The sequence below is a fragment of the Ramlibacter sp. genome, from assembly GCF_035548915.1.
GTDB lineage: Bacteria > Pseudomonadota > Gammaproteobacteria > Burkholderiales > Burkholderiaceae_C > Ramlibacter.
In genome coordinates, this window is record NZ_DASZSE010000039.1 from 68,551 (window position 1) to 92,395 (window position 23,845).

Genomic DNA, 23,845 nt, shown 5'->3' on the forward strand with positions numbered 1-23,845 from the left:
CAAGGCATGAAAAAGCGCCTTGCACGCATCGCCCCCATTCGCTTCGCTCTCGAGCCTCGCATCGTCTTCGACGCTGCCGTGGCCGCCGCCGCGGGCGGCCGGGAGTCGGATTCTTCCCACCTGTCGACACCCGCGACGCCGGAGCGCATGGTCCCGTCGCGCACCGATGCGCGCGCGCCTGCGGGCGCGCCATCGCGCGCCGATGTGCCGGCCGAGGCTGCGCCGTTGCAAGACGCCGCGAAGTCCGCGCCGGCCGGCGCGGGCCCATTGGTCTTCGTCGACGCCGCCGCGCAGGGCGTGCAGCCCTATCTGCAAAACGTGCAGGGCGAAGTGATCGTGCTCGACCCCGCCCGCGACGGTGTTCAGCAGATTCTGCAGGCGCTCGACGGCCGCGGCGACGTGTCGGCCATCCACATCGTGAGCCACGGTGCTCCCGGCGAGGTGCGCCTGGGCGCTTCGGTGCTCGACGCGGCGACGCTTGCGCAGTACGCCGACGCCTTCGCAAAGATCGGCTCGCATCTGAGCGCCGACGCGGATTTGCTCATCTACGGCTGCGACGTGGCGGCGGGCAGCAGCGGGCAGCAGCTTCTCGATTCGCTCGCGCGGCTCACGGGCGCGGACGTGGCGGCTTCCGTGGACAGTACGGGGGCCGCCTCGAAGGGCGGCAACTGGGCGCTCGAATCGGCCACCGGTCCGATCGAAGCGAAGACGCTCGAGGCACCCGGGTACGACGGTTTGCTGGACGTCGTTGTCACCCACGGGGGGCCGTTCAACGTGTCCGAGGACTCGGGCTTCACCCAGGTCGGCCCCATTGCCGTGTCCGATCCGGACAACACGGTCGGCTCCGTGATGTTGGCAACGGGGGGCATCCTCGAAGTCACCGCCGCACCCGGAGCCAGCGTCGGGGGGAACGACACCCATCAAGTCACCATCAGCGGCTCGCTGGACGCGATCAACGCCACCTTGTCGCAGGTGCTGTACAAGCCCGACGCCAACTACAACGGCGGCGATGCAGTCAACGTCTACATCAACTCGAGCTCCTACGTCGATGGGATCAGCATCACGGTGGCCGCCGTGGACGACCCCGCTGTCTTCACCACGCCTCCGGCTCCGTTCGACACGAACGAAGACACGTCCGTCGCCCTGGCCGGCATCAGCGTGGCATCGGCCCCGGACGGCATCGATGCCATCGGGGTTTCCGTCTCGCACGGTTCGCTCTCGAGCAGCCGGCAATACCAGATCGGGGGCTCCAACGGCGAGGGCAACAGCTATGTGTTCTACAACTTCGCAGACCTGAGCACCGTCCTTGCCAACCTTCAGTACACGCCGGCGGCCAACTACAACGGCAGCGATACGCTCGTCGTCACGGCCTTCCTGTCGGGGCCGGGAGGGGTGCTGCGCGCGGACGGACAGACTACGGTCCCTATCGACGTCGCCGCGGTGGACGACCCCACCGTCGTGAGCGCTCCTTCGTCGTTCACGATGGAAGACCGCACGGTCTTCAGGTTCACCGGCGCGAACGCGATCAACGTGGCCGACGTGGACACGACCATCACGAGCGTGAAGGTGTCCGCGCAGCAAGGCACCTTCCTCGTCACGCTCGCGGGCGGCGCCACGATCGTGAGCGGTGCCGACCAGACGAACATGGTCGAAATCGGCGGCACAATCTCCGCCATCGACGCGACGCTCGCGCAGCTGAAGTATTCGCCGGCGCTGGCCTACGGCGGCAGCGACCAGTTGGACGTCACGGCGTTCAGCAACGGCGTGCAGACCGGCCAGAAGACCGTCTCCGTGACGATCACGCCGCAGACGCAGGCCACGGTCGTCACAGGAGCGGATCAGCCGTTCACGACGAACGAAGACACCGCGCTCGCCACGCCCATCGGCGTCACCGATGCGGATACCACCATCACGAGCGTGCAGCTCTCGGTGCAGCATGGCAGCCTGCACGTCGATCCGGACGGAAGCGCCACGGCCAACGGCAACGACAGCGGCACGGTCGTCGTCTCCGGCACGCCGGCCGAAATCACGCAGACCCTCGCGAGCCTGCAATACGCGCCGGCCGGCGAATACAACGGTGGCGACAACCTGGACATCCTCGCGCTCGCGGGCACGAACGAGCTGGCCCACAAGCAGGTGAACATCGCGGTGAATCCGGTGGACGACCCGACGCAGTTCGACCTGCCGGCGCTGGTCAACCGCACGGAAAATCAGGCCGCTCGGCGCATCCTGACCAGTGCGGACGCCTATGACATCGACAGCAGCATCACCGGGTATGTGGTGACGGCCGAGCATGGCTCGCTGTGGTATCCGAACAGCTATGCGCCCTATGCGACGCTGATTGGCGGGGGCAGCGCCACGACCACCGTTCCGGGGGTGGGTACCTTGACGGGCGGCACGAACAGTTTGCAGATCTCGCTCGGCACCCCGGCCGCACCCGGGGACTACGAATCCGCGCTGGAAGGCGTCGCGTACCAGCCCGACCCGAACTGGCACGGCTCCGACACTCTGACTGTGTCCGCCCTGTCGAACGCCGTGGTCACGGGCTCCGCCACAGTTCCGATTCTCGTCAACGGAAACCCGATCGCGACGCCCGTCAGTGTCGAAGGCGTGGAGAACGCGACGAGCATCGCGGTCACGCTGACCGGCACCGACCCGGATGCGGGCGGCGCCGTGACCGCGGTGCGGCTTTCCAACCTGCCCGCCAACGGAACGCTTTACTCCGATGCGAGCCTGCAGACGCCTGCCGTCGCCGGCACGTTCTACGGCGGCTCGTCGGTCACGATGTACTTCGTGCCCGACCACGACTACGCGGGCACCGCGAGCTTCGACTTCACGGTGAGAGACAACAGCGTCTTCGCTGCCACCGACCCGGCGGGCGCCAAGGCCACGGTGACCGTCGATTCAACGGGACAGACCGGCGGAAATACCGTGGGACTCAAGGCTGCGTCGAGCGCTCAAGCCGACGAAGACACCCCGCTCGCGTTCGGCGCCGGTGCGGTGGTGGTGACGGACCCGGTGGAGGACATCTCCGGCGTGCAGCTCAAGGTGACGCACGGCACGCTGCACGTGGACACGGACGTGAGCGGCGCGAGCATCGAGGCGGGCGCGAACGACAGCGGCACCTTCACGCTCGCGGGCACCGTGGCGCAGATCAACGCCGCGCTCGACACGCTCACGTACAGCCCGGCCGCGGACTACCACGGGGCCGACACGCTTTCGATCCAGGCGTCCACGACCGGCGGCTCGACGGCGAGTTCGCAGACGGATATCGCCATCTCCTCCGAGCCCGACGTGGCGGACGACTCGGTCACGATGATGGCAAACACGTCGGTGCACTTCGACGTGCTCGCGAACGACACCTTCACCGCGCCCTCGCCGCAGGTCACCTTCGACAGCGGCCCTTCGCACGGCACGCTCACGTTCGATGCCGACGGCAGCCCGGTCTATACGCCCGCCCACGACTTCACGGGGCAGGACGTCATCACGTACTCCGCGGCCTCGGGCGGCACCGTCGAGACGGGCCAGATCACTTTCACGGTGACGGCGCCGGGCGGGGGCAACGCCCCCGAGGCCAATCTGCCGTTCGAACAGCCTTCCCGCTGGGAGGACATCCGGTTCTCCCTTGGACAGTGTGGGGTGTGGGACGCCGAAGGCGACGCTCTGGTTGCAACCCTCACGGTGCAGAACGGCACGCTGAGCACGCGCGGCGCCGGCGTGAGCGGCGACGGTACGAACAAGCTGGTTTTCGTCGGGAGCACGGACGAGATCAATGCTGCGCTGGTGTCCGTCACGTATCAGGGCCTGCCGGATTTCAACGGCGACGACACGATCACGCTGACCGTCTTCGACGGCACGAACACCACGCAGAACAGCGTCGGGACATTCGTGAATTCGGCGCAGGACGCATATGACGACGGTCCCTTCGAGACGCCTGCCGGCACCGAAGTGGACGGCAACGTGCTTTCCAACGACACGTTCACGACCAAGAATCCGGCCGTGACGGTTGCGACCGGCCCCGCGCATGCCGCATCGTTCAAACTCAATCCCGACGGGACCTTCCAGTACACGCCCGACGCGAGCTACGCAGGCGGGGCCGACAGCTTCACGTACACGGTGACGACGGTCAAGGGCGTGACGGAGACCGCGACGGTGAACATCACGGTCGATGAGCCGGTCAACTATGCGCCGGAGGCGGTCAATGACACCCTCACGGATACGCCGGACACGACGAAGACCTATCCCGCGTCGGCGCTGCTTTCCAACGACACCGATGCGAACGGCGACACGCTGGCGGTGGCGTTCGTCAACAGCGGCAATGGCGGCATGGCGGTGCTCAACGCGGACGGCACAGTCACGTTCACGCCCGACCCGGGCTTCACCGGCACCGCCCAGTTCTTCTACACCGTCACGGACGGCAAGGTCTTCTCCGATCCGGCGATCGTCGATGTCATCGTGACGCCGGACGACGTGGCGCCCGTCGCGAAGGACGACAGCCTTACAGCGAACCAGGACGTGGCGGTGACCTACAAGGCGTCGCAACTGCTCGGCAACGACACCGACGCGGACGGCGACACGCTCACGATCGCGAGTGTCGCGAGCGGCTCCAACGGCACCGCGGTGCTCAACGCGGACGGCACGGTGACCTTCACGCCCGCAGCCGGCTTCCATGGCAGCGCGGACTTCACCTACAAGGCGAGCGACGGCACCCTGGACTCCAACGCGGCGACCGTGAGCGTGACCGTCGCCCAGACGCCTCCGCCACCTCCGCCGCCACCGCCACCGCCACCGCCTCCGGTGGATCACGCGCCCATCGCGAAGGACGACAGTCTCACGGCGAACCAGGACGTGGCGGTGACCTACAAGGCGTCGCAACTGCTCGGCAACGACACCGACGCGGACGGCGACACGCTCACGATCGCGGGCGTCGCGAGCGGCTCGAACGGCACCGCGGTGCTCAATGCGGACGGCACGGTTACCTTCACGCCCGCAGCCGGCTTCCATGGCAGCGCGGACTTCACCTACACGGCGAGCGACGGCACGCTGTACTCCGACGCGGCGACCGTGAGCGTGAGCGTAGCCGAGACGCCTCCGCCTCCGCCTCCGCCACCTCCGCCTCCGCCTCCGCCTCCGCCTCCGGTGGATCACGCGCCCATCGCGAAGGACACAATGAGCGCCGGCAACGAGGACGCCGCGTCGATCCCGGTCACGCTCACCGGCACCGACAGCGACGGCACGATCGCGAGCGTCACGCTCGAGAGCCTGCCCGCCAACGGCAAGCTGTACACGAGCGCGAGCTTGACGACGCAGGTCACGCCAGGCGAAGTCTTCAAGGGCAGCGCCGCCACGCTCTACTTCGTTCCGAACGCGGACTACAACGGCACGACGGCGTTTCGCTTCACCGTCACCGACAACGAAGGCGTGAGCGACGCCTCACCCGCCACGGCGACGATCCAGGTGGCGCCGGTGAACGACCCGCCGGTCGCCACCGACACGACTGCCAACGGCAACGAGGACGCCGTCGCGATTCCCGTTACGCTGACCGGCACCGACAAGGACGGCACGATCGCCAGCGTGACGCTCGAGGACTTGCCGGACCACGGCACGCTGTATGCGAACGAAAGCCGGACCGGCGCCGCGCTGGAGCCCGGCCACATCTTCGATGGCAGCTCCGCCACGCTCTACTTCGTGCCGGATGCGGATTACCACGGGACGACCACGTTCCATTTCACCGTGACCGACAACCAGGGCGCGACCGACGCTTCACCCGCCACGGCGACGATCGGCGTGGCCTCCGTCAACGATCCTCCGGTGGCCCAGGACACCACGGCCAACGGCGATGAAAACGCCGAACCGATCGCCGTGACGCTGACCGGCACCGACCGGGACGGCACGATCGTGAGCGTGACTCTCTCGGACTTGCCGCACGACGGCAAGCTCTACGCCAGCGACAGCCTGAGCGGTCCGGCCTTGATGGGTGGAGAGGTCTTCGACGGCAAGTCCACCACGCTCTACTTCGTGCCGGACGACGACTTCGCCGGCACCACGACGTTCCACTTCACCGTCACCGACAACGACGGTGCGAGCGACGCCACACCGGCCACCGCCACGATCCACGTGGCCGAGGTCATCGAGCCGCCGCCCGTGAACACGCCTCCCGTGGCCACCGACACGTCGGCGGACACGACCGCCGGCGATCCGCCCATCGCGGTCACGCTCACAGGCACCGACAGCGACGGCACGATCGCGAGCGTCACGGTCGAGAGCCTGCCGGACCACGGCAAGCTGTACACGAGCCAGGCGACGCCGGTGGAAGCCGGCGACGTCTTGGGCGGCAGCGCCGCCACGCTCTACTTCGTGCCGGACGCGGGCTTCAACGGCACGACGACGTTCAGGTTCACGGTCACGGACAATGCCGGCGCGAGCGACGCGACACCCGCCACTGGCACGATTCACGTGGCGGCCGGCGAGTCCGGACAGACGCCGCCACCGCCGGACGACCACGTCGAATACATTCCCGTGCGGCGTCCCGACAACGCCGAGATCGGCGCGCGACGCGCCACGGACGCGGGCCTGCCGCCGACGCCCCCGGCGTCGCTGCCGGTGCTCTGGACGGTCGCGGAGATCCACAACGAATCCCAGCTCCTGGGCGTGCCGTCCGATGCGGCCGACGTCGCCGATGCGGGCGAGGTGACCGGCGCGCCGCGGCCGGACATCACGTTCGCCGCCGGGGGCGACGTGTTTCCGGATGCGCTCTTCGGCCAGCAGGCGGTGCGGCACGAGCCGTTCTCCCTCGGCGTCGATCTGAGTGTGCAGAGTTCGGTGCGCGCGGCGCAGGCCGAATCGCTGCTCCTCGGCATGAAGGCGCCGACGGCGGACTTCCAGGCCGCGGGCAATCCGCTCTCCGACACGATCGGGCTCGGCCTGCTGCGCGGCGGCGACCAGCCGCTCGCGCTGGCGCCCTGGAACGCCGAAGCGCAAAGCCATGCCGGCGCGGATGCCGACAAGGTCTTCGTCCCCGCGGCAAAGGATATGCCGGGCGACGGCAAGGAAACCGCGCAGCCGGCGAAGGAGCCGGCGGCCGGGCAGAAGGATGCGAAGAAGGAGGGGCAGGGTCAGCGGCGCGGCGCGGAAAGCTTCAGCGCGCAGCTGAAGCGCGGTTCCCAGACGCTGCGCACGGCCTGGGGCGAGCGGCGCGTGGAGCTGTCCTCGGGAGAGAAGGCCACCATCGCGCGGCCCTTCTGACGCCTGGGCGGAGGAAGACGCGCGACGCGACGGCGAGTTGAGAAGGATTTGGCCAACGGGCCGGGAACGCATGGAACCGAGGGGTTCCATGCGTCACTCATTCATCAGAGTTTCAACTGCTGAAGGACGATCATGGCGCAGAGCATGCAACAGGTCAGAACGCCCGCCGACAACGACAGCCGGATCCTGGTCGAAGGCTCGGACCTGAATGCATCTCGGTCCGGCTCGGCAAAGGCCTATCGTCAGGTTCGGTCCGAAGATGGAAGGCGCTCCGAAGGAAAGGTTGGATTCACTTTCAACCCGTTCGGCTGGCTTTTCGGGTCGAGGACGTCGAAGGCGGCGACGCCCGCGCCCAGGCGCTCGCTCAGTTCCGATCGCGACGCGCGCAGTTCCAGCGGATCCGCCCATGCGGAAGATGAATCGAGCCACGGCGCGGCCTCCGGGCATGCCGGGTCGTCTTCGTCGTCTTCGTCGTCATCGTCGTCTTCGTCGTCTTCGTCGTCTTCGTCGTCTTCGCATCACCATGATCAGCCCGCGCACGCGCACGCGCACGCGCACGCGCAGGCGAGCTCCTCCGGCAGTGCTTCGGCCGCCGGAGGAGTTGCAAGGCCGGACGCGGAGTCGCGGCGGGCACTCGAGAAGAGCAGATCCGAAACTCGGGCGGGTGTCGAGGAACTGATCCACGCTCTGCAGCAATACACCCCGCGCGCCGATGCGAGAGCAAGGCAGCTCGTCGACAACGAACTGCGCAAGTCCCTGGGCGAAATCGTGAGGCACAAGGGCCCGAAGGTTGCCGGCCAGGAACTCCGTGCAATGATCCACGAGTGTGTGGACAAGGCGAGCTGGGAGGAACTGCTGCTGCTGCGCTCGAAGGTGGGGACTCCGCAAGACGACGATTTCGAAGGCGAGGGCGTCGTCCTCATGACTCTGCAGCTGGAGATCGATGCCTGCTTCAAGATCTACGAGCGCCGGGATCCGGGCGCGTTCAAGAGCCAGGTCACAGAATGCTGCGTCACGATGCCACTGATGGCGCTGCGAGCGCTTGCGGATGAGGAAGTCGCGAAGGGGGGGGACAACGCAGCATACATCGCCGTGCAACAACTGCGCCGCCGCACGGACGAGCTGGACGCGAATCTCGGCTCCTTGCAGCAGAGGAGGCTCGCTTCGGCGCGCGCCGCTCGAGCGGCCGGCGTGAGACCCGAAAAGCCGGAAGAAGTCGAAGTCATCGAAGCGCTTCGCAGTTCGGACCTCGCGCTCGTGGTGAAGGCGCTCAAGAAGGGTATCCGTGTGCTGGGTCGCGAAGCTTTGTGCGAGCTCATTCACAAAGAAGTCGGCTTGGAGCCAGATCAACGGGCAGACCTCGTTCGCGCCATGAGGGATGCGAGGCTCGATCAGCTGGCGCACACCCTGCGGCAGCTGAGCCGCACGGCGTCCGGCGCGCGTCACTCGGGCCGGCTCGATCGCCTCAAGGCCAAGGCGCGCGACGTCTTTGGCCATGGAGCCGGTGCGCGCCACCAGGCGCAGCGCGACGAGATGGAGGACATGGCGTCGGTGCTGTTCGAAATCGGCATGCGGCTCGGCATCACCGCTTCCCCGGCAGGCGAGCTGCGCGAGGGACTGGAACACCTCCACCAGGACGTTCGCGACGCGCTCGGCAGCAACTACGACATCAGCATCGCGCCGGACGGCAGCGTGTTCCGTCGCGAGGGTGCAAGAGTTCGCGAAGCGATGGAGGAGCGCCTCGAAGAGGTCATGTCCGGCGACGTGCCGGAGAGCCTCGGCCCGGCCAGCTATGGTCCTGCGGGCTTCGGTGACTATCTGCGTAGCCTCCTGACGGGCCGCACCAATGCGCAGCAGCGGGCGCTTCTGAAGGTCGCGAACTCGCAAGCCGCGACCGAAGTCCTGAAGGGCGTGCGCGTCTATCTTCCGGACGGCAGAAGCGGGGGCGTCCGGGGCAAGTGCGAGTGCAGTTTCGTCACTCGCAAGGACGATGCGACCGGAGACCTGATCGTCAAGTGCGAGCTCAAGGTGAACCTTGCGACCCACGTGGTGACGCGAGGCCCCGACGGGCGCCCCGTGGAAGTTCCGCTGCGCGACGGCGCATTCGTGCACATGACCTACGAAGTCGTCATTTCCCGCAGCGGGAAGGCGACACTGCGCGACGTGTGGCTCGACAAGCATGTTCGCCCCGACCCCTGGAGCGCGAACTTCACCAAGCCCTATGCGAGGCCCAAAGGCATGGAGGACGTCGTCGGCCGCGACGCCGATCCGCGACTGGCGGAGGAATTCGCAAGTTATGCCGGCCAAGTGGAAGATGACGGGGACCTGTCGCGGCAAGTCGACTTCATGCGCGAGGTCAATGCATTCAATGCGGCTCGCCGACTCCCTGAAGACTCCGTTGAGCAAGCCGAGGCGGATGCGCTGATCCTCCTGGAAAGCTGGGGCCTGGTGCAAGAGCGTCAGGCGATACGCCTGACACGCGGAAATCGGGAATTCATCGTCGCACTGTCGGCGAAGATCGAGTCCGAGGAGAACCGATCAGGCCTGAAGGAATTTCTCACTGAGTTCGACCGCCAGCGGACCGAGCGCGGGGAGGGCGCCCTCTGGACACCGTATGTCAGTGGGGACCTGTCAGCCAATTTCTTCATGACCGGCAGACGCTTGCTGGAAAAGCATGGCCCGTCCCTATTCGAGACCGTGGTTTTGACCACGAGTGCCAGCGAACGAGAGGTGGACCTTTCCCCTCAGACCCGCGGCGGGATTGCGGGCGCACTGACGAAGTTGCAGGGCGCAGCCGCGAACCCCCGGGCTTCCGACGAGGAGCGTGAGCAGGCCATCCGGGGACTCGTCACCGCTTTCGAGCGGGCTCGCGACGAAGTCGCGCGCACCGCTTCCGGGCACGTCCCTGCCTTCGTGCGCAAGCTGGAGACCGACGCACGGGCCACACGCCCGGCCCGCGCCCCCGAGCGGGTCTCCGCGTTGCGCACTGTGCTGCACATGGCCCAGGCCTTCGTGGACAGCCTGAGCGGGCGCAAACGGACCGAAGCGGAAGTCCGCGCCGTGCTCGAACCGATGGTGGACGCACTCGCGAGCTCCTACATGAGTCTGAAGCTCCTCCACAAAGTCGCGAACCGGCTGAGCCGCGCGATCCCGGACGACATGCTTCAGATCGACGACGACGACCTTTTCACGAAGATCGTCGGCGAGCGGCTGGAACGCATGCATACGCACGAGCTGGCCATGCTCCTTTACAACATCGAGGATCGCCTGGGCGGCGCGGACAGCAGTCTGGAAAACAGGCGCGAGGTCAAGCTGGTGCGGGCCCAGGCGCGCGCCGTGCTGGCTGGCCGGGGGGAAACGCGCTCGATCGAACGCATTCTGTTCGACCAGTTGATGCGCGAGCCGCAGAACGCGATGCGGCAGCGCACCGACAAAGCCAATCCACAGGCGCCCAAATACTGGGCCTGGTACCGGGCGCATCCGTCTCACCTGGAGAGATGCATCGCGGAAGGCCACGCCACCCGGGACGAAGTCACGGCGCTCCTGCGTGGATTGCCCACCCTGGCGCTGCAGCGCCTCACGAGAAGCGAGAAGCACCCGGAGATCGCGCAACTCGCGAAACAGGTCTCGCTGGCGGGCGACCGGAAGCTCGCGGACGATTTCCTGGCGGGCGCGCGGACGGCGGAGCGCCGCGCGAGCGATCCCGACAGCCTTGTGCAGACCGTCCACGGCCTTGCGAACCAGCTCGAAGCCTATCGGCGGCACGAAGGGGCATTTGCCATCCAGGACGATGCCCATACGGATCTGCAGCAGCGAGTGGACTCGGCTCGCAAGCAAGTGCTCGAGCAGCTGATGCCGTACTTGGCCTCGTTCGGTGCGCTGAAGGACAACCTGAGCGAAGCGCAGATGGTCGATCTTCGGAAATCCCTCCTGACCCTCGGGCGGGCCGCTCCCCAGGCCGAGCTCGACCCCAACGTGCAGGCACTTCTTGCGGACCTTGCCGGCCTGGAGCTGGGGCCTCTGTGGAATGGCGTGATCGAAGGCGCCAGGGCGGGCGACGATGGCGCTTCGGTCGGCGTCGCCTATCTGCAGATCATGGAAAGGGCCGGAGCCCTGCTCAAGGCGAACGGCGTTCGCGAACCCGATGAGGCCGCGCGGCGCAGCGTCGTGCTGAACCAGCTGGCTCTCATGCAGGCGGGCGATCAACCGTTCAGCAACGAGGAGCTCGCTGCCGTCTTCGCACACCTTCCGGCCGCGGAGCTGAATGCGATTGTCGGCCTGCGGCCCGAGGGACTTGCGGCCGAGGCTACGCTTCCCCTTATACGCATCGCGGAGATGGAGCTGAAGAGGAGGAGCTTCCTCGAAGCTGCGAAGCGGTTCCAGGCCGATGTCGACACGGACAACCCGCAGTTCGTACCGCGGGTGAGTTCCCTGATCGACGACTTTGCGGCCTGTCTCGCATTGAGAATCGATCTGGATCTTGGTTCCGACCCCGAACTGGAGGAAGCCGGTACATTGATGCGGATCAGGCTCGGGCGGATCTTGTCGGACGGGCTGAACCTCCAGGGACTGGGCCGCGATGAGCTTGCGCGGTTCAGATCTGCTCTCGAGAGGATCTTCATCGACGACGCGGCGACCTTGCTTCCGCTGACTCGGGCGGAACAGCGGCTCGAGGCGGTTGCCGACTACCTGGCGGATGCGGCCCGGCTTCTGCAGAACGGCCAACTCAAAGAGGCCTCGGTCAGGCTGAAGGCCGTGACAGACGTGATGCCGCTCGACCAGGCTATGGCGGCCGCGATCGCGCAGGACGATCTGGGGGACTTCGCGACTGCGTTGAACGATCCGCGGGTGCTCGCGCTGGAAGCCGAGATACCTGCCGATCTTTCCGCGCTGATGCCGCCCGTTTCCGACGAGGTGACCACTCTGCGCAGGTCCATCTCGCTCATGCGCACGAGCGTGAATTCGCGCTTGCGCGACTCCGGCCAACGGGTGGATGCGGCGCCCGATCCCACCCCCCAAACGCGTGCCGCCGCGTGGCAGGCGCTGGGCTCGCAATTCGGCCTCGCCCGATCCGGACCGCAAGGACGGGTCCACGTCGTCGCGGGTCCGCTTTCACGCGCGGTCCAGCAGGCGGCCGAAGCCGCCCTCGTCGACGACTCGGCGCTGCGGGGAGCCAATCTCGGCACTCCGGATGCCAGGGCGAACCGCGTTGCGACGCCGGAGGTGGCAAAGAGAGTCGTCGAGGCTGCGGTCGCCGTCGAGAACACCCTGGTGAATCCGGCGGACGGCGCCTCCGGAACGCTGATGAGCGATGAGGAACCTCGAATCGTGGTCCGTGTGAACCACGATGCCGACGGCAATCCGCTCGTCGAGTACACGTACGTCATCACGAATCCGCGGCTCTTCGTACCGGCGGCGGACCCGAGGAAGCCCGTACCTCTGAAGAAGGGCTCGCCCCCGGTGGCATTCCGCTGGACCGCGGTCGTGAAGCCCGATGGCACCGTCCCGCTCGATCCGAACGGCGCCTTCCAGGTCGTCCGTTGCGACATCCAGCCGATCGACGAATACACCGCCTATGCCGCGGCGCGGCGCGAGCTGGAGCAGGCCATGCGCGAGGACGCTCCCGCCGAACAGGTCGCTCCCGGGCCGCTGCTCGATGCACTCGCACGGGCACTCGACCGTCTGGACGAATACGACCGGCAATGCGGGACCCTTGGAGTCGAACCGAATCCGACTCGCGCGGAACGCGAAGCGCTGCGCCTGAAAGTCGATTCACTGTTCCGGCGTGGCCGTGTGCACATGGAAACACTGGCGGACGACAGGCTGGTCCCCTTGCTCGCGCGGCTGAATTTTCCCCAAGGTGCGGAAGATGCCACGAAGCTGGTCGCCGCGGCTCGACGTGCCGACTCGGCCAGGCGGGCGATGGTGGAACTCGCCAAGGGAAACATCGGCGAGACACTGCAGCTTTTGAAGCCCCTCATTCAAGGCGGGGCCAACCCACAAGAGCGCATGGCGTTCTTCCGCTACGTGCTGGAGGGCATGGGGCCCGACTTCCCGGCGCGCCTCGCCGAGGCCATGGACAGAAGCGGTGTCCGCATGCTCGCCGGCCAGATGCACAGGATCGCGGACAAAGGGCGCACTGCGCCGCATCCACAGTTGCGTGCCGCTGTGGGGGCGATTGAATTCCAGTCCCAGGATCTCCAGTTCCTGCGTGTTGTCCTGAGCGATGCTCCATTCCGTCGTGCAAAGGCCCAGGACTGGAGCAACGCCACGCCACCCGGTGCGACCGAAGCCGACCGGAACAAGGTGCGCGACGCGATCAGCGGCAACCATCCGGTCGAACTGTTCGGCGCTCCGGCGCCAGGCGACACCGACATCTACTTCAGGGTCGGCTATGTGTCGGACGCGGCGCAGAAGGTCGTGACGGACCGCCTTGCCGCGGGAGAAACGACGCGCGCCCCCGCGAACGGCCGCCCGGAGCTGACCGAAGGATTCGTCAACATGCTCTCGCGGGCCGGGGCCGAACCCGGTCGCGCCCGGCCGAACGATGCGCCCGCCGCGGACTACTGGTTCGTCAGCGAAGACGGCGAGCAGGCGCGGCGGCTCCTCGATCCGGCCACGCGGGGCGAGGCGCGCGTGGATGCCCTCATCGCGGCACTGAGGGCCGAAGGCGCGAACGACGCCGAGATCACGGCGCTCTCCCGCCTGGGCGACCACCTCGTCGACAACGTGCTGATGAACGAGACGCCTTTGCGCGGCACCCGGGGGCAGCCTGTCTTCCCGAGAGGCATCAAGGGCCTCCGCTACGAGATCGGGCGCAATGCCGCCGGCCGGTTGATGGTGAACATCGTGGTCGATGTGAGGGCCACGGGCACGTCGGACCTGCCGGACACGACGACGTTCGTCCCGCTCGAGGCTCGCAGGCGCAGCGTCCATCTCGAGCTCGAGGCCGAGATCATGCCTTCCACGCAACGGGGCACACCGTGCGACATACGGTTCCCCACGCCCATGCGGTACGAATACGACCTGCAGCCGAACGCGTGGGCCGTGCAGAACCGCAAACCGTATGCGCTGCCCGACACGGGGCATAGCGTCTTCGCCGATGACGCCGACGCCAATCTTTTCATGGACATGTGGAAGCAGTCCGAAATCGAACACAGCGACGAAGCCTTCGAGTTCCTGAATGTCTTGAAACAGTTCGAGCAGGCCCCCTCGCTCGAATTCGCTGAACTCGTCGCTCGTGCCTATTGCACCCCGGAGAAGATGGTTGGCACGAAGACAGCAAAGCCCGTCGACCTCGGCGCCGGTTTTGATACGCGGCTCACTCGGGCTGTCGAGGCGCGGAACAGTCCGCAGAAGCTCGAAAGTCTCGTGGATGTCGTTCGAGAGTTGCTGGCCACGCCCGGCGCGATTTCCGGTCCCGAGGCCGATGCATTCGCACGTGCCGCGAGAGCATTCGTGGCTGCCCCAAGCGTCGAGCGCGCACACTTGATCTGGCGGGCCTTCATCAATCCCACTGCGATGAATGTCACGTCTCGCGAGTTCGACGAGGTTGCCACTGCCATGAAGGCAGACCCCGAGGGGAGACTGGACGCTCTGAGAAACTCCTTCCAGGACCCGAAGCGAACCGTCCAGGCCCTGGTCGTGAGGGATACTTGGTCGCGATTCGCCAAAGAACCGCCCAAGTCCGATTCGGATCTGCCGCCGGAGCGTGTGCAGCCCGCGATGCAACCTGCGCCGCATGTGCCACCCCGGAACGCGGGGACGGCCGCAGGTGCGGCAGCGGGTTCATCGGGCGGGCGGTGGTGGTCGAATCCGTTTGCAAGGAAGCCGCCTGAGGAGCCGGCTGCGCGAGGGCCGGTTCGCCAACCCGCGCGCCCGCGTGCCGCAATGGAAGCCGGCGAGCTGGAGCCGGCTCGCGGTCCGGCACGGCCCGGATCGCAAGCGGCTGGGCAATCGCGGCTCCTGACCGAGACGCTGCAAAGTCTGCGAGCAGCTCAAGCCGCATCGAAGGAGGCCGGTTTCATCGAGAGGCTGGTGGCCCGCGCGACGGACCCCAATGAGGCCGGATTGAACGAAGTGCTTCGGCAGCTCTATGCGCATCCAGAGGTGGAAGAGCGTGTGCGCGGGTTGATCCGCCAGGCCGCGTACAAGACCTGCAACCGGCTCATGACAGTCCCCGAGCCGGGCGAAGTTTTGACCATCACCGTTGCCTACCTCGCTGCCATTCATGCGCATGCGATCGACGCGGAAGCGAAGTCGCGCGGAAAGACTCATGCCGAGGCGCAGACCCTGCTCGGGTTCATCTTTGCGCACATCCGGAACGCGCTTCGCCCCGCCCAGGGGGACATCAGTGACGGTTACTTCGACCAGAAGCTCGGGAACGTCCTGGATGAATGGCGGACGACCTACGCGGACGAACTGGTGGCGGCGACTGTCCGGGTGTCCGCCCTCCGTGCCAACGATCCGATGGTGCTCCAAATTCACGACAACGCGATGCTGGAGACGCGGCTTGCAGAGATGCAAGCGCAAGTGACGCAAGGCGGACCCGGCACGGTGCGCGTAGCCTGGCTGCACTCCAACATGGAGGCCTATCAGCATTGGCTGCCGCTCGTCGTGATCAACGAGGCCGGCACCGCACGGGCCTACGTCCTGCACACGAATCAGGACAATCGGGGAAGCGGTCCCGCACTGATCGATGAGATTCAGCATCGGTTCGCTAAAGTCTTCGGCGCCACGAACGTCCATGTCACACAAAGGGAGATGCAGCATCCCCATTCGGGGGAAGGTGCCAAGTCGGTGGCCCAGCTGTTGCAAGGCACGGATGCCACCGCGCCCAACGGATGCGGAGTCATCGGTACCGCGTTCTTCGAGGCGCTGGGCCGCGAGCTCGAATCCGCAGGCAGTGACCGGCCCGCCGAGGTCGTGGGAGGCATCCCGGGCGCGATGCAGAGGTTCACCGAACGATTCGCCGACACATGGCTGGGATCGTCGCCTGAAACACAGCGCGCCGCCACGCTCATGGGACGCGCCGCGCTGTTCGAAACATGGGCGACGAGCGCGCCGCTCGCAGTGCCGCCGGATGTGCGTTCGGATGGTGCTTCTTCGTCGTCCGGGTCGTCGTCCGGGTCTTCGTCGGGGTCATCGTCCGGGTCATCCGCGTGGTCCGCATCGTCAGCGTCGTCCGCATCATCCGCATCCTCAGCGTCCTTCGTGTCCGCAGCGTCCTCCGCATCCTCGATGACGGCCGCAACGAATTCGCCTTCCGGCCCACTCGTCCAGATTCACGTCGAATCGCCTAGCGGCGACTTGGTTGGAACCTGGGGTGCGTCGTCGAGTCCAGCGGGCTCGCCTCGGACGCCGGGCTCCCCGGGCTCCCCGGGCTCGCCTCGGACGCCGAGCGCGCGAGGGTCTCTCTTCGCCAGTGCTCGCGACAGTGCTCGCAACCTCCTGAGCGCCTTCGCTTCTCCCAGTCAGCGGTCGCTATCGCGAGTCCTCGAGGAAGCGCCAAGCAACGATCGCACGGAGCGCGCCGGCGAGACAGTGAAGGATGCATTGCGGAAGAGTGGCAATGTCGGGATGCCGCCTGAGCTCGAGAACGGAATCGACCAGTTCGCGCGGCACGCCTACCAGGCGGGCTTGCATGCAGGAGCCCGCAGAGAGGTCGCCGAGCCTGCCGAAGGGCCAATGGGTCAAGCTGTGGATGGCTTGCTGAATGGCCTGGCCGATGCGCAACACCACGGCAGGAAAGATGCCGGCGATGCATGGAAGGCGCTGGCCGAACAGGAACTCCTGGCGGACAAGGAGACGTGGCATGCGCAATTCGGAGCTGAAGTCGGCCGCCGGCTGGCTGAGGTGTCCTCTGCCCAGCTCCTGCTCGTGCATCGCTGGCTTGCTTCGGACGATCGTGCAACGCCGAGCGTCGTGAATGCGGAGTTGATCGCCGCCGCGGTTCGGCTGGAGGTCGAGCGCCGCCGGGAGCAGGTGCTGCTGTCGACATCCGTCCCGATGATGATGCGGGCAATTCCGAGAGAGGGCTCCGGGGGGGACTCTGCGCCAACCGAGAAGGCAGAGGCTGTGCTCGACCGGATGAAGCAGGAGGCACGCTGGCTGCTCGAATCGCTCGGAGAAGATGCATCCGGCGATGCGGCGCTTGAGGTGATCGTGGAGTCGCTCGTTCAATGGAACTTGCGCGACGAGACTGAAGCCGCGCCGGTTCTGAGGGCGTTTTTCCGCGAGCTGCCGGCCACGCAACTGCGTGGCCTCATCGAAAGCATGACAGTGCGGTTTGGCGATGAGCCGACAGTGCCTCAGCAAAAGGTCATCACGATGGCGAGCGAAGCGGTGGGTATTCTGCGGACCAATGCTTCGATGATGCGAAAGGACGCCCTGGGGGCTTTCCGTGACCTCGCAGCCGACGACCCTGCCGACGACTTCGCCGACGCAGTGATTCGCCTCGATGCCGCGCAGCAAATCCTCGAGGACCTCGGCGGCGATGACGAGGAAGCGGACGAGAACGTGACGACCGAGCAACTCCAGGCGTTGGTCGGGGCAAAGCTTCCCCGAAACGAACAATTCGCAAGCGAGCAACAGAAGCTGGCATTCGAATTGGCCCTCGCCGGCCTGGGTGTCAAGGCGCGGTACCAGCAACTGCATCAAGCCGATCTGGTCAGATTCGTCATCGCGGCCGTGCGCACCGGCGCTGACGGGCTGGCCCGGGTTCCGACTGTGATCGAGTCCGCGCACAGCCGAACGCGGGGCAGCCTTGCCGTGCGGAAGGATCTGACGGGCAATCTGCCGGAGCCCGACTCGCAGGCGCAGACCATGCGGTTCCTGGAGGGACTGGCGGTGAATGCGTTGACCGCGGCGGACGCGATCGATTTGCTCTACAAACTTGATGGAGATGCAATAAGGGACTTTGTCCTGCTTTCTGCCGAGGCGGCTCGAGCCGTCCGCGCCTCCGATCCCGAGCTGGCGCGCAGGTTGTCGAATTGCGTCGAGGAACTCGACGCGTTGTATCTGGCCACCATCCGTAAACTGCGCAAGGCGATGGAGTCCGAGCCGCAGACGTATCAGGGCCAGCTCGAAACACTGACTCGGATGGAAGGCAGGCCGCTCGCCACCTGGACTGAACGAGCGGCACCGCAGATCAGCGAGGATGTTCGGGGCGCGTTTCGCACCACGTTCAATCTCGAAATCGGCATGGCGGCCGACGGAACGCGGGCCTGGAATCTCACGAAAGGCGTGGCCGCGGAAAATGCGCAGGGGCTGCTGGATCGTGGACTCAGGCACCGTAACACGTCGCATCGAACCTCTGTTTACTATGCGACGGCATCGGGGGCAACGAGAGAGGGATCAATGCCGATGCCGGACGGTCCCGATCGGGTGAGGATACTCACCGATGCCGGTGACGGAAGCCGTCATCCGCTGAAGCTCACGGATGGTCGGGAAGGAAATGTCGCGAACGGTGAGCAAGCCCGACACGAGTTGATCAACTTCACCTGGATCAAAGGGAAAGCCCAGCCACGGCAAGCCGGGCACCTGACGCGTTTCGCGAAGCGGGAGACCCTCGATGCGATGATGGGCGCGGTGATGGGCCCGAACAGTCCCATCTGCATCGACGGCGTGCGCGGCAGGCTGGAAGGCGGCAACGTGAACGTCGACGTCGTCCTGCGACGCGACATCGACCAGACAACCGGCCAACCCAGCGGCAAGGTTTTCGTGCGATTCATTTATCGCATCGAGAGCCCGGAAAGGATCGTCAGCGACGGCCCGCCGCCGGTCACGAAGACGCTGGAGGAAAACCTGCGCGCGACCTTCGAATGGGAAGCCGAGATTCCCCCCGACGCCGCCGGCCGCGAGGCCCTGCCGACGCTGCACGACAGCCTGACGTTCGCAATCGAAAGAATGCCGGCTGCGGCGTCATGAGCCTTTCGTATGATGACCTCGACCCGCTGGTCGTCCAACAATTCAGTTCCTCACCCATGAGCGAGCCACTGAATGGACGAGACGACAGCGCATCCCGACGCGGTGCATTCGCAACCTACGGAGCATTCGCACCTTGCGTCGGTGCGTCGCGACGGCTTCCACCTGCGCCACGTCCCCGCGGACCAGCGCAGCCCCGAGCTGTGCCTGGCTGCGGTCCACGCGGACGGGCAGGCGCTGCGCTACGTGCCGCCGCACTTCGTCGACTACGCCATCTGCCTCGCGGCCGTGGGCTCGGACGGCTGGGCGCTCAGGCACGTGCCGGAGCCGCTGCGCACGTTCGAAGTCTGCATCACCGCGGTTGAATCCGAAGGCCGCGCGCTGGAATACGTGCCCGCGCACCTGCGCGGCCTGCCGGTCTGCATGACGGCAGTGCGCGCCCACGGCGGCGCGATCGAATACGTTCCGCCAGCGCTGCGCACCGCGGAACTGTGCCTGGCCGCCGTGCGGCAATACGCCACCGCCATCTTCCACGTGCCCGCGGCGCTGCTGTCTCAGGAGCTCTTCGACGCCGCGTGCCGGCACGATCCGCACCTCGTCGCCCACGTGCCGCAGCGGTTCCAGACCGCAGCGATGTGGAAGTCGTGGGTGGTGCGCGGAGGCAATCCTTTGCGCGACGTGCCGCAAGGCTTTCGCGATTCGTGCAACGCCTGAGCGCGGTATACGGGCGCCCGTTCAAGTGAAACGCATCGAGCCGTTGCATCGCTCCACCGCGGCATCGTCATCCGCGCGAAGGCGGGGATCCAAAGCTTCCTGACGCTCTCGATTCCCGCTGCGCGGGAATGACGGCCTATCACCCGCGCAGGAACTGCGCCATCAGCGAAGATTCTGCCGCGGCGGCGGAGAACTGCGCGTCCGCGAGCGGCGCGGTGGTGAGGCGTTTTTGCCAGTCTTCGGCCGCGGCGACGATCGCCTCGACCTGCGAGATGAAGAGCGGCGCGCTCATGGACTCCGTCATGATCGTGCGAAACAGCACGAGTTCACCGTAGTCGGGGTCCACCGCGAACGATGCGCCGCCGGTGGATGCGCCGAAGAGATTGCCCTGCAGCAGCTGCACGTAGAGCGCCTCGCGCCCCTCGGGCGGAAGCGGCCCGAGCACGCAATACAGGTGGATCGCACCGGCGGCGTCGCGTTCGAAGTTCACCGAAGGCGCGCCTTCGACGACGAGGCACGCGCATCCGTTCGCGTCGAACCGCAGCTCGGGCAGGCTGAGCGCGACCGAAAGGGATTGAAGAAGCTGGTCTGCGTCCATCAATGAATTCCTTGTCCGTCGGCGAGGCCCGTGCGCCTGCCAAGCGGCGTTCCTTCCATCAGGACGAAATCCGCGAGCTTGCGCAGCTCGCGCACGGCCGCCTGCAGCCGCCTGGGCAGCGGCTCGTCCGCATGGCCGACGGCGAATCGGCCGATCGCGGCCTTGGCGGCTTGCGACTCGCTCGAAGGTGACAGCTGTGTGGAGTCGAGCGCGATCTTCGTCATGGGGTCATCTCCGTGGACATTCGAATATTGAGTAACGACCGAAACCCGAGAGTTCCAGCACCTCTGCATGGAACCGCGGCGCCGCGAACGTTACTCACTGTTTACGACGTAGAACACACTACTCGCATTCGAGCCCGAATCACCCTATACGGACGCATAGTTGCTCGAGCGGTGCCCGGGGCATCCAATCGACTACCGAAGACAAACGGAAGACACAGCCCCTATGGATCCAGACCAGCTACTCCAGTCCTTGGGCCTCGCATTGGGGCTGCCGAACCTGCGCTTCGACGGCAACGGCTGCGCGCGCCTGGCCATCGACGGCGCGCCCGCGCTCAACTTCGAACGCGACGGCAACGGCGCCATCCACCTCTATAGCGTCCTCGGCCCGCTGCCGATGCCGGACAGCCGCGAGGCGGTCTACACGCAGCTGCTGCAAGGCAACCTCTTCGGCGCGTCGACGGCGGGTGCCACGCTCGCCATCGACGAACTCCATGGCGAAGTCGTGCTGTGCCGCACCGTCGTCACCGAGTTCACGAGCGCCCCCGCGTTTTCCACGCTGGTGGAAACGTTCGTCGACGCGGCGGAGAACTGGCAGGGCAAGCTCTCGAAGTCGCCCGCATCCAATGCATCGTCCGCCTCGCCGCTGGCGGCGCCTCCGCAAAGGATGGATCATTTCCTGCGGGGCTGAGCCGGCCCCGCGAGCGTGCCGCACAGCGAGCCTCGCAGGCTCGCCTGCGGCAGTGTCGGCCAAGCTCTCGACCCCCGCGCAAGGAGTTCGTCTCGTGCGGCAAGCTCCTGGATGAGGCCGACACCGTGCGTGAACTTCAGCCGGACGAATGCAACCTGGAGTTCATTGCGGTCCGCCGGGGGCAATGCATCCATCTGCGCGTAGTCGGGCGCGAGGCGTTCCAGCAGGATTCGCGCGTGAGCCAGCAACTCCTCGGGTAGCTCGCAATCCGCCAGCGCGGCCACCACATCCATGAAGGCGGGGTCGCTCATCGACGAAAGCGCCTCCAGATCGCGAAAGACATCCTGCTGCTTCAGGCTGATGGCGGCGCGAACTTCCTCCGGGCAACTCTCGGTCCCCAGGTCGTAGAGCACGCGTTCGAGCGCGAGCAGCTCCGAGTAGCCCAGCCCGTCGAGCGGCGGCGGCCGCGGAAGCTGCTGCCCGTGATCCAGTGCGCACGACACGGCCCGCACGTAATCGATCGCGGGCGTGGCCGGCGCGAGCTCGGCCGCGATGCCTGCGCGCGTTCGGGCATCCACGGGCCGGACCTTGTGCGTATAGAACACGAGGCACCGGTCGAATCCCACTTTGCGCAGCGCATCCTGGACGTTTCGCCGTCGCTCGATCCCTTCGAGCCAGCGGAAGGGAATCGCCTCGGAATCGATCAGCGCGAAGAGCAGACACTCCAATTGCGCCAGGAGCCCATCGGCCCGCTCGTCGTGCCTGGCGGCACCCGGGTGATTCGCGAGGTCGACCAGCGCCCGGGCGATCTCGTACGGAGATCGCGTGATCCGCCGCGATTGCGCGAGATGCATGGCGGCCTCGATGAGACCGCGAAACTCTTCTTCCTCGCGGATTTCATCGAGCCTGCGTCCCGCGCGGCCGAACGGCGGCTCGACGTGTGCCCGCGTGGCGAGCGATTGCGCGATCCACCCGCGCTGCATCGCACTCGCCAACTGCATCATTCCGGCCGCGGCGGCCCGCCGCGTGGGCGAATCGCCGGCTTCGCGGCGTTCCCCGGCCGCGTCAGGTGGTGAAGTCGGACTCAGATCGGAGAGTCCACGCACTCGATCTTCCAGATGGTGCCCGCCTCCTTCGCGGGCACCGAGCGGATCAGGTGGAAGTTGCCGCTGCCGTGTTCGAACACGTGATCCGTGAGCGAGCGTTCCACCGCGCCCAGGAAGCAGGCCATCACGTGGTTGACGGTGTCGCGGTGCGCCACGACGACGATCGTGATGTCCTCGTCGCGGCGGGGCATGACGATCGCGTCGAACCAGTCGCGCACGCGCACGCGGTGCATCCACGAATCCGCGAGCTGTTCGCGGCGGCGCCTGAGGCGCACGTCGTGCCTCACGCGCGATTCGAGAGGACTCGCGATCAGCCTCGCGTATTCCATGGCCGCCTGTTCGGGGCCGCAGTAGAGTTCGATGGCGTTGGAGGTCACCATGGAGAGGAACCGTCCGATGCGAGTCGCCTCCTGGCGCGTCGTGACGGCGAGGCCGCCAGCATCGCCGGACGCGGCGCGAGGCACCGGGTGCGGCACCTCGGATACGTCGGATTCCGGGTGACGGAACAGGTAGATGTTCAACACGCTTTGCCTTCCCTGGAGATCGAGCCCCGGCCATGCGCCAGCGGGGCCGCACGAAAGCTAATCGCGGGCTCGCTTGCCGGGCACGGTGAAACTACGGATTACCTGTCAGCTCTGACAGGTTTTAGCGCCGACGCGAAGACTGCTAGCGCCGGCCCTGCGAGCACATGCGGCATCGCGAAAGCTCGAGCCTGAGCCGCACGAGGGCCTTGCTGTGAAGCTGCGAAATGCGGTTGCGGGTGATGTCCATTTCCCGCGCGAGCTGCACGAACGACTGCTCGTGCACGTAGCGGCCCTGGATGACCGAGCGTTGCCGAACCGGCAGCGCTTCGACCAGGTCCTGCAAGTGCTCGTGCATGTGACGCAGCTGCAAGGCGTCGGGCACGGAGGGCGCCGGATGCGGGCCGCATGCGACGAAGTGGGCTGCGGGATCGACCGCGGCCAGCAGGTCGTGATGCTGCGATGCACGCAGCACGGTGTCGCGAATGGCGTCGCGGATGCGGTCGGCCGCGAACTCGCCGAACCCTGCATCGGGGCTCGCATCGAAGCGGTCGAGCGCTTCGAGCAGGCCGAGATAGGAGATCTGGCGGTAGTCTTCGAACGGGATGTCGTCGTGGCTGCGCTCGTGAAAGAGCGACGCGGCGATCTCCTGCGCGTGGGGCAGATGCAGATCGAGCAGGCGTGCGCGCGCGTGCGGCTCGCCGTGCTTGCGCCATCGCTCCCACAGATCGCATTCACCTCCCAGGTCGGCGAAAGACGCGTCGGGCATTGTCGGTACGTGCAAAAGGCCACGAATGCTAACGGCGCTACGACCCAAAGCCACA

General features: G+C 66.6%; 9 protein-coding genes. 4 read left to right on the forward strand and 5 right to left on the reverse strand.

The window, feature by feature from the left end; translation table 11 throughout:
• Positions 1–6 precede the first annotated feature (6 nt).
• From VHA82_RS14700 to VHA82_RS14710, 3 genes are all read left to right on the forward strand, one after another.
• Positions 7–7,245 (forward strand): Ig-like domain-containing protein, encoded by a 7,239-nt coding sequence (locus VHA82_RS14700; RefSeq protein WP_325544956.1) that lies wholly within the window; start codon positions 7–9, stop codon positions 7,243–7,245.
• Between the two features lie 132 nt (positions 7,246–7,377).
• Positions 7,378–19,173 (forward strand): hypothetical protein, encoded by an 11,796-nt coding sequence (locus tag VHA82_RS14705; protein ID WP_325544959.1) that lies wholly within the window; start codon positions 7,378–7,380, stop codon positions 19,171–19,173.
• A 72-nt stretch (positions 19,174–19,245) separates the two neighbouring features.
• Positions 19,246–19,884: a DUF4116 domain-containing protein gene (locus tag VHA82_RS14710; protein ID WP_325544961.1), complete on the forward strand. Its 639-nt coding sequence runs from the start codon at positions 19,246–19,248 to the stop codon at positions 19,882–19,884.
• Between the two features lie 139 nt (positions 19,885–20,023).
• Here the strand turns inward: VHA82_RS14710 and VHA82_RS14715 are convergent, their stop codons facing one another.
• Together VHA82_RS14715 and VHA82_RS14720 are read right to left on the reverse strand one after the other, a co-directional pair.
• Positions 20,024–20,482: a type III secretion system chaperone gene (locus tag VHA82_RS14715; RefSeq protein ID WP_325544963.1), complete on the reverse strand. Its 459-nt coding sequence runs from the start codon at positions 20,480–20,482 to the stop codon at positions 20,024–20,026.
• Entirely contained in the window at positions 20,482–20,706 is a 225-nt protein-coding gene (locus VHA82_RS14720) for a hypothetical protein (protein ID WP_325544965.1), read from the reverse strand. Before VHA82_RS14720 ends, VHA82_RS14715 begins: the two co-directional genes overlap by 1 nt.
• 223 nt (positions 20,707–20,929) lie before the next feature.
• Between VHA82_RS14720 and VHA82_RS14725 the strand changes: the two genes are divergently transcribed.
• A complete protein-coding gene (locus tag VHA82_RS14725) occupies positions 20,930–21,394 on the forward strand; it encodes a type III secretion system chaperone (RefSeq protein ID WP_325544967.1) in 465 nt (154 codons plus the stop codon).
• On the opposite strand, the gene VHA82_RS14730 is transcribed toward VHA82_RS14725, so the two are convergent.
• The 3 genes from VHA82_RS14730 to VHA82_RS14740 form a co-directional block, all read right to left on the reverse strand.
• Positions 21,376–22,500: a hypothetical protein gene (locus VHA82_RS14730; protein WP_325544969.1), complete on the reverse strand. Its 1,125-nt coding sequence runs from the start codon at positions 22,498–22,500 to the stop codon at positions 21,376–21,378. The genes VHA82_RS14725 and VHA82_RS14730 overlap by 19 nt on opposite strands.
• Entirely contained in the window at positions 22,479–23,024 is a 546-nt protein-coding gene (locus VHA82_RS14735; RefSeq protein WP_325544971.1) for a hypothetical protein, read from the reverse strand. Before VHA82_RS14735 ends, VHA82_RS14730 begins: the two co-directional genes overlap by 22 nt.
• A gap of 142 nt (positions 23,025–23,166) precedes the next feature.
• Complete coding sequence (locus VHA82_RS14740) at positions 23,167–23,790, reverse strand: sigma-70 family RNA polymerase sigma factor (RefSeq protein ID WP_325544973.1); 624 nt, start codon at positions 23,788–23,790, stop codon at positions 23,167–23,169.
• Between the last annotated feature and the right edge of the window lie 55 nt (positions 23,791–23,845).

Bases quoted from the DNA above. Each gene is read 5' to 3' on its own strand.
- VHA82_RS14705 (WP_325544959.1), top strand. From the start codon at position 7,378: ATGGCGCAGAGCATGCAACAGGTCAGAACGCCCGCCGACAACGACAGC.
- VHA82_RS14725 (WP_325544967.1), top strand. From the start codon at position 20,930: ATGGATCCAGACCAGCTACTCCAGTCCTTGGGCCTCGCATTGGGGCTG.
- VHA82_RS14720 (WP_325544965.1), bottom strand. From the start codon at position 20,706: ATGACGAAGATCGCGCTCGACTCCACACAGCTGTCACCTTCGAGCGAG.
- VHA82_RS14710 (WP_325544961.1), top strand. From the start codon at position 19,246: ATGGACGAGACGACAGCGCATCCCGACGCGGTGCATTCGCAACCTACG.
- VHA82_RS14700 (WP_325544956.1), top strand. From the start codon at position 7: ATGAAAAAGCGCCTTGCACGCATCGCCCCCATTCGCTTCGCTCTCGAG.
- VHA82_RS14740 (WP_325544973.1), bottom strand. From the start codon at position 23,790: ATGCCCGACGCGTCTTTCGCCGACCTGGGAGGTGAATGCGATCTGTGG.
- VHA82_RS14715 (WP_325544963.1), bottom strand. From the start codon at position 20,482: ATGGACGCAGACCAGCTTCTTCAATCCCTTTCGGTCGCGCTCAGCCTG.